At 68.6% G+C, this 6,713-nt stretch carries 8 protein-coding genes and 2 pseudogenes; 5 read left to right on the top strand and 5 right to left on the bottom strand.

Annotated elements, in window-relative coordinates:
- From B116_RS25275 to B116_RS0116650, 3 genes and pseudogenes are all read right to left on the bottom strand, one after another.
- A pseudogene (locus B116_RS25275) lies at positions 1-240 on the bottom strand (YcxB family protein); the annotation flags it as partial.
- Positions 241-475: 235 nt separating this feature from the next.
- Positions 476-734, bottom strand: a pseudogene (locus tag B116_RS26805) (type B 50S ribosomal protein L31).
- Positions 731-2,026, bottom strand: a complete 1,296-nt coding sequence (locus B116_RS0116650) for a CobW family GTP-binding protein (protein ID WP_027660723.1) — start codon at positions 2,024-2,026, stop codon at positions 731-733. Before B116_RS0116650 ends, B116_RS26805 begins: the two are co-directional and overlap by 4 nt.
- A 202-nt stretch (positions 2,027-2,228) precedes the next feature.
- Here B116_RS0116650 and rpmB point away from each other — a divergent pair, with 202 nt between their 5' ends.
- The 3 genes from rpmB to rpsN are packed head-to-tail and all read left to right on the top strand — an operon-like array spanning position 2,229 to position 2,939.
- Complete coding sequence (gene rpmB, locus B116_RS0116645) at positions 2,229-2,465, top strand: 50S ribosomal protein L28 (protein WP_027660722.1); 237 nt, start codon at positions 2,229-2,231, stop codon at positions 2,463-2,465.
- Positions 2,465-2,632, top strand: coding sequence for a 50S ribosomal protein L33 (gene rpmG, locus B116_RS0116640; protein WP_018724189.1), 168 nt, complete (start codon positions 2,465-2,467; stop codon positions 2,630-2,632). Before rpmB ends, rpmG begins: the two co-directional genes overlap by 1 nt.
- A 1-nt stretch (position 2,633) precedes the next feature.
- On the top strand, positions 2,634-2,939 hold the full coding sequence (gene rpsN, locus B116_RS0116635) for a 30S ribosomal protein S14 (RefSeq protein ID WP_027660721.1): 306 nt from the start codon (positions 2,634-2,636) through the stop codon (positions 2,937-2,939).
- 559 nt (positions 2,940-3,498) lie between these two features.
- On the opposite strand, the gene B116_RS27580 is transcribed toward rpsN, so the two are convergent.
- Complete coding sequence (locus B116_RS27580; protein ID WP_155255755.1) at positions 3,499-3,651, bottom strand: hypothetical protein; 153 nt, start codon at positions 3,649-3,651, stop codon at positions 3,499-3,501.
- 266 nt (positions 3,652-3,917) lie between these two features.
- On the opposite strand from B116_RS27580, the gene B116_RS0116625 reads away from it, so the two are divergent.
- Complete coding sequence (locus tag B116_RS0116625) at positions 3,918-4,739, top strand: S1 family peptidase (protein ID WP_027660720.1); 822 nt, start codon at positions 3,918-3,920, stop codon at positions 4,737-4,739.
- 79 nt (positions 4,740-4,818) lie between these two features.
- On the opposite strand, the gene B116_RS0116620 is transcribed toward B116_RS0116625, so the two are convergent.
- Positions 4,819-5,409 carry a TetR/AcrR family transcriptional regulator gene (locus tag B116_RS0116620; RefSeq protein WP_027660719.1) on the bottom strand — a complete coding sequence of 197 codons (591 nt, stop codon included), beginning with the start codon at positions 5,407-5,409 and terminating at the stop codon, positions 4,819-4,821.
- A gap of 93 nt (positions 5,410-5,502) precedes the next feature.
- Here B116_RS0116620 and B116_RS0116615 point away from each other — a divergent pair, with 93 nt between their 5' ends.
- Positions 5,503-6,702 carry an FAD-dependent oxidoreductase gene (locus tag B116_RS0116615; protein WP_027660718.1) on the top strand — a complete coding sequence of 400 codons (1,200 nt, stop codon included), beginning with the start codon at positions 5,503-5,505 and terminating at the stop codon, positions 6,700-6,702.
- Positions 6,703-6,713 lie beyond the last annotated feature (11 nt).

Below are 6,713 nucleotides of genomic sequence, written 5' to 3'. Positions count from 1 at the left end.
GCGCAGCCGGACCCATGGCCAGTACAGCATCGCTAGCAGGCCACCCATGAGCATCGTCAGCCACAGTGGCTGGATCTGGTTGCCCCACCCGAGGCCCCGCGATACGGCGAGGCCGGCCGCCCCCGCCGCTGCCAGCGCCGCGCCGAGGTATAGGTACTTGCGTAGCTGATCAACGGTGAGGGCAGCGGCCACGCGGCTCGGATAGGCGGGATCGGCCGGGACGTCAAAACGGATGTGCACGCCAGAACGATAGTGCCCCCATAGGCCCGACGGGCAGCTGTGTGTCAGGTGCCGTCCTGCATGTCGCTGCCGGTGACACCAGCACCGCGTCATCGGCAGTCAGGGCCGTGCGTCGAGGTGGACGCTTCGGGCGGAGCCGGAACGCGGGCGAGCGTTTGCTACCAGGCCCGGTCCTGCTGGGCAGCATTGACCAGCAGCGGCGCCAGCTCCGCCCAGTCGACGTGGGTGTCGGTGATTATCCACTCTGGGGCCCGCGGCGGGCATACTTCTGGCGGAACTTCTCGACCCGGCCGGCGGTGTCGAGCAGGCGCTGCTTGCCGGTCCAGTAGGGGTGGCTGGCCGAGGAGATCTGGACGTCGATTACCGGGTAGGTGTTGCCGTCGGTCCACTCGATCGTCTGGTCGCTGGTGGCGGTGGAGCGGGTGAGGAAGGCGAAGTCGGCGCCCTTGTCACGGTACGACGGGCCGGTACTCGGGGTGGATGCCGGGCTTCATGCGGATCGTGCTCCTTCGAGGTCGGTGTCGGCCTGCTCTTCTACGGCGAGGGGAAAGCAGCCGGCGAACGGGTCGGGGTAGGTGCGCCAGGTGTCCTCGCCGTCGGCAAGTTCGGCGTCGGTGAGCAGGCATCCGGCGAGGGTCTGTTGCAGCTCGACGGGGTCGATGCCGAGGCCGATAAAGACCAGGTGCTGGTGCCGATCGCCGTAGTAGGGGTCCCAGTCCATCGCTGCGGCGAGCCGGCGTTGGTCTTGGACCTGGTCCCAACGGTCCTCGGGCAGGCTGACCAGCCAGTGCCCGAGGGATCCCATGGCCAGGCCGCCGCCGGCGAATTCCCAGGCGATGACGGTGTCGGCTTGGCTGGCCAACCAGAGGTGACCGCGGGAGCGGATGACCTCGGCGTTGACCTCTTCGAGGACATCGTGCAGGCGCTGCGGGTGAAACGGGCGGCGGGCGCGGAAAACGGCGGAAACGACCCCGCTGTCGGGCTCCGGTTCGTGTTCGCCGAGGAGGTAGCCCTGCAGGCCGCGGGCGAGTACCCCCGGGGTTTCCGGCCGGTGCCGGTGGGTGTGGCGCAGCTGACGAGTCAGCATTCCAGCGTCAACGAGGTCGCCGTCGACCCGTAGGTGGGTTGCCCAAGGCGCCATCCGCTGTAACAGGACAGACATCCGGCCGGTATCGAATTCGCCTTCGCGGGACCGCCCCCACAGCACCAGGGTGTCGGCGTACTCGATCTGTCGGACGACGACCTCGGCGAGCGCGCGGTGATCGTTGTCGGCGACCTGGATGCCGAGTGCGATGAGGTCGTCGGTGCTGGCCAGGCCGTCGAGCAGGTGCTCGGCGTCGAGGACGGTGACGTAGGAGTCCACCCGGATGAGGTCGGTGATGGGGGCGCCGTTGACGAGGCAGTGCGCGGCGGCAGCGGCCACCGCCTCCGGCTCCACCGCCTCCGGCAGCATCAACACCAGGTCCCGGCCGGGGTGCGTGTGGGTGAGCCGGACGAGGGTGGGCAGTACGTCCTCGCGCAGGGTGCAGGAGATGCAGCCGTGCCGCAGTTCGACCCGTTCGTCCTCGACGATGCCGGTGCCGGTGCGGATCACCCGCCGCACGACGCCGTCCCGGATCCCGGCCAGGTCATGCCGGATCAGCAGCAGCGAGGTGTCCGCGGCGAGCAGCGCGCGGGCGGCAGCGAACGTCGCCGCCGGCCAGAACCCGGACAGCACGGTCAACGACGGGCGGGTATCGGCGTCGGCTGGCACGGCATCCGTCGGGGGCTGTGGTGACGATGACATGGAATTCCTTTCGACTTACTGAAAACGATTGTCATTCTAAGCACACGCGGGGCTCTCGAAGCCAGTGCGGTCCAACTGCCCGTACCCAGCACCTCGTCCGAGCGGAGATCGCCGACGGCCCCGGGTTGGACCTGCCCGACGGCTGATGTCAAACTGAAAACCGTTGTCGTTACCGTTTGAGTCCGATCGAGGAGCGAGCACTGTGTCCCGACGTTGTGACGTCACCGGCGCGAAGCCGAGCTTTGGCAACGCCGTGTCCCATTCCCACCGGCGTACCCGACGCCGCTGGAACCCGAACCTGCAGAACCACCGCTACTGGCTGCCGTCGGAGCGGCGCTGGATCAGCCTCACGCTGACCGCAAAGGCACTCAAGACCGTGGACCGCAAGGGCATCGAGAAGGTTGTCGGCGAGCTGCGCGCCCAGGGAATGAAGCTCTGATGGCCCGCCAGACCGACATCCGTCCCATCGTGCGGCTGAAAAGCACCGCCGACACCAGCTACACGTACGTTACCCGCAAGAACCGCCGCAACAACCCGGACCGGCTGGTGCTGCGCAAGTACGACCCGATCATCCGCCGGCACGTCGAGTTCCGCGAGGCGCGCTGACGTGGCCCGCCGGAGCTTGAGTAACCGGCAGGTCCGCCGGGAGGAACTGGTCGCCCGGCACGCCGACCGCCGGGCGGAGCTGAAGCGGCTGATCGCGCACCCGGACACCGATTCGGCCGTACGCGCCGACACCGTTCGCCAGCTGGCCCGCCTGCCCCGAGATTCGAGCCGGGTTCGGCTGCGTAACCGAGACGTGGTCGACGGTCGCCCGCGCGGTGTGCTGACCCGCTTCGGGTTGTCCCGGGTGCGGTTCCGGGAGATGGCGCTGCGCGGCGAGTTACCAGGCATCCGCAAGGCGTCCTGGTGACGGTTGCCCGCACCGGTCCGGCGCGAGCTACCCGCTCCGCCGGCGTCGCCCACTCAGCGTCACCTTCGGCGTAACCATCTCGCTCGCGTGCACCGGTGCCGTCGTCACCTCCGGCGTCAAGACCTGGAACTGCGACGTCTGTCCCGGACACCGCCGCTTTCGGCGCCAGCGGCTGAACGCGGACGTCCGCCGGGGTGCAAGCGACGAGTCGGCCGGCGCGCGAGCTCACCGCCCACCCGGGCCGTGCGCCGGCCAGTCAACCGTCCACCGGCGCAGTAGGACATGATCATTGGAGCGGGGACCGGCTCGCCGCCAGGGCCGGAGGCGACGAAGCCGGTCAGTTGGACACGGCGGTCATCGAACGATGCTGGACCGGGACGGCCCGATAACTTGACACAACCACTTCACGCCGTAGCGCTGCTGATGGCCGGCGAAGAACCGGGGAGCGGTTCGCCCGCGCGTCCTTCGACGTCGAGATCCGCAAGGTCGTCTGGTCGACGACCGCGATCGAGCGTGCGCGCCCGAATCCGCCGGGCCGTGCGGGTCCGCGGGCATGCCGTCACCCTCGTCGCTCGTGTGGCAGCTGCATCAGTTGGTCGCCTCGACGCACCGACTCCCCGGCGAAGCCGACCAACTGCCGTAGCGCGGCGAAGTTCGTCAGCTGTCCGTCAGCCAGACCTATAACTAGAGGCACCACCGCATCGTCGGTCATCTCCCAGGGCCAGGGCTCGTCCTGTATGAACGCGGGGTGGTGGGAGTGACCACTGACGTTGAATAACGCTCACCGATCGGTGGCGGACCGAAGTGGCCGGCCAGGCCGCCAGTTTGGGCTGGCGGGCGAGGCCGTGAGGCGACGGTGGCGCGCGCCGCACTGTGGCATGGGGTGTGATGGTTCGGTTATATCGAAGATTGCAGATGTTCGGCTAGTATCTATTCATATCAATGGATGGCGATACCGCCGCAACCCAGGAGTGTGAGATGGTCAGAAGACATCTGTTGCGCGCGTTCGGCGCCGTGCTGACAGCGGTGCTGGCAGCGACCGGGGTGCAGATCGTCACCGGTGCACCGGCCGCCGCGGCCCAGACGGCCTACCACGACGCGAGCCGGGCCGGCGAGTTCCGGACGAACTTCGACCAGGCGGCCCAGGCTGATGCCGATGTCACGCCGTTCGTGGTTGGCGGCCAGCCGGCGACCGAGAACTACTCGTGGCTGGTCTACACCTCGGGCTGTACCGGCACGTTGGTCAAGTCGGACTGGGTCGTCACGGCGCGGCACTGCCCGACACCGTCCTCGGTCCGTGTGGGTAGCGTCAACCGCACCAGCGGTGGCACGGTCGTCGGGGTCCGCCGTGCCGTCAACAATCCCACGATCGACGTCAAGCTGTTGCAACTGTCCAGTGCGGTGTCCTATGCCCCGGCCCCGATTCCGGCGACGTCCGGGGAGGTCGGTACCGCTACCCGGATCATCGGCTGGGGTCTGACCTGTCCGTTCCGGGGCTGCGGTTCGACGCCGACGGTCGCGCACGAGCTGGACACGTCGATCCGGTCGGACGGGGCGTGTATCGGCATCAACGGCCCGTACGAGATCTGCACCAACAACACGAACGGTGACTCGGGCGCCTGCTATGGCGACTCGGGTGGCCCGCAGGTTCGTCGGATCGGCGGGGTGTGGCACGTGGTCGGTGCCACCAGCCGGTCGGGCAACAATCACCCGATCTGTGCCACCGGTCCATCGATCTACGGTGATCTGCCGTCGATCCGTTCCTGGATCGACACCCAGGTCGGCGGCCTTCCCGCCTGAGCCTCTCCGCTAAGGGCCCCGGTCAACACCAAGCGTTGGCCGGGGTGCCCTGGTCGTCATCGATGGCGGCATGCGGCGCTCACCTCGGATCGAAGACGCCGGCGTGCAGGGCTGCGGTGGTCGCGGCGGCAGCACGTCGGGCGAACTCCTCGTCGATGGGTTCGTTGACGACGAGCAGCCGTAGGAAGAAGGGTGCGCCAATGATCTCGATCGCGGCCCCGGCATCGGTGCCCTGAGGTAGTTCGCCGCGGGCGATGGCGTGGTCGACGACGGCCTCGGCAAGGCGGAACCGTTCGGCGAAGAAGCCGCGGACGATCTGCGCGGCGCGCGGGTTGCGGGGCGCGGACGTGGCCAGGGCTGTGATCAGCTCGCCAGGTTCGCCGGTCATGCCGCGCCGGACCAGCAACGCCAGTTCTTCGAGGTCTGTGCCGAGGTCGCCGGTGTCCGGGATCGGGACAACCTCACTGGCATACTCGCTCAGCAGGTCACCAAGGACGCCTTCCAGGTCGGTCCATCGGCGGTAAACCGATGTCTTGTTGACGCCGGCTGCCTGGGCGATCCGTTCGACGGTCAACTCGGCGTACCCGTCGGCGAGGAGGCCGCGGGCGGCCGTGAGGACTGCAGCCCGGACGCGGGTGCTGCGCCCGCCCGGTCGCTGGCTGACAGGCATCGGACACCTCCATTAAAGCAACGGCCGTTGCGTTGTTACTCACCATCATGGCAGGCTTAAAAAGCAACACGAGTTGCGATTGGAGGAGAATCCATGAAGACCACCGTTTGCGTCGTCGGCGGCGGGCCCGCGGGGCTCGTCCTGGGGCTGCTCCTCGCCCGGCAGGGAGTGGCGGTCACCGTGCTGGAGAAGCACGCCGACTTCCTCCGGGACTTCCGGGGCGACACCGTGCACCCCTCCACACTCAACATGCTCGACGAGATCGGGCTTGGCGAACGGATGGCGGCGTTGCGCGGACGCAAGGCCGGCGCGGTGCGCGCCACCTTCGACGACGGCACCTACACCATCGTGGACTTCACCCGCCTGCCGACGCCCCACAACTACCTGTACTTCGTCCCCCAGTGGGACTTTCTGGAAATGCTCGCGGCCGAGGCGACGAGATTCCCGACCTTTACGCTGCTCCGCTCCACCACCGTGACGGGCCTGCTCCACGACGCGTCCGGCGCCGTCGCCGGCGTCCGGGCCGTGGGTCCGCAGGGCGAACTGGAGATCCGGGCGTCGCTCACCGTGGCCTGCGACGGCCGCCATTCAACGGTACGCCGGGAACTCGGCCTGAAGCCCGTCGAGTACGGCGCACCCATGGACGTACTGTGGTTCCGGATCTCGCGCCACGCAGACGACGGCGACGGCCTGGCGATGCGGATCGGCGCCGGAGGGCTGATACTCGCCGTCGACCGCGGCGACTACTACCAGTGCGCTTACGTCATCGCCAAGGGCGGCTACGACAAGATCCGCGCAGCCGGGCTGGAGGCGCTGCGGGAGCAGGTGACCCGGCGATACCCGACCCTCGCCGACCGGGTCGGCGAGCTCGCCAGCTGGGACGACGTCAAACTGCTGACGGTGGAGGTCAACCGGCTGGAACGGTGGCATGCACCCGGCGCGCTGCTCATCGGCGACGCCGCGCACGCCATGTCCCCGATCGGCGGCGTCGGCATCAACCTGGCGGTACAGGACGCCGCGGCCACCGCCCGGATGCTGGGTCCGAAACTCGCCACCGGGCAACCAGTGGCCGAAGCGGGCCTCGCCGCAGTGCAGAAGCGCCGGCACTTGCCGGCGGTGGTGACGCAGAACATCCAGCGTGCCGCGCAGCGGCGCGTCGTCGACCCCCTGCTGCACACCACCGACCGGATCGAGGCCCCGGCGCCGATCCGCCTGCTGCAGCGGATCCCTGCGCTGCAAGCCCTACCTGCCTGGCTCGTCGGCATCGGCATACGCCCCGAGCACCTACGCTGATCCACCCCACC

This window comes from Salinispora fenicalii, from assembly GCF_000514815.1.
GTDB lineage: Bacteria > Actinomycetota > Actinomycetes > Mycobacteriales > Micromonosporaceae > Micromonospora > Micromonospora fenicalii.
This window is presented reverse-complemented; position numbering and strand designations above follow the sequence as displayed.

Excerpts from the sequence above, each read along its gene's own strand:
- B116_RS0116650 (WP_027660723.1), bottom strand. The coding sequence starts at position 2,026 with ATGTCATCGTCACCACAGCCCCCGACGGATGCCGTGCCAGCCGACGCC.
- rpmG (WP_018724189.1), top strand. The coding sequence starts at position 2,465 with ATGGCCCGCCAGACCGACATCCGTCCCATCGTGCGGCTGAAAAGCACC.
- B116_RS27580 (WP_155255755.1), bottom strand. The coding sequence starts at position 3,651 with ATGACCGACGATGCGGTGGTGCCTCTAGTTATAGGTCTGGCTGACGGA.
- B116_RS0116625 (WP_027660720.1), top strand. The coding sequence starts at position 3,918 with ATGGTCAGAAGACATCTGTTGCGCGCGTTCGGCGCCGTGCTGACAGCG.
- B116_RS0116620 (WP_027660719.1), bottom strand. The coding sequence starts at position 5,409 with ATGCCTGTCAGCCAGCGACCGGGCGGGCGCAGCACCCGCGTCCGGGCT.
- B116_RS0116615 (WP_027660718.1), top strand. The coding sequence starts at position 5,503 with ATGAAGACCACCGTTTGCGTCGTCGGCGGCGGGCCCGCGGGGCTCGTC.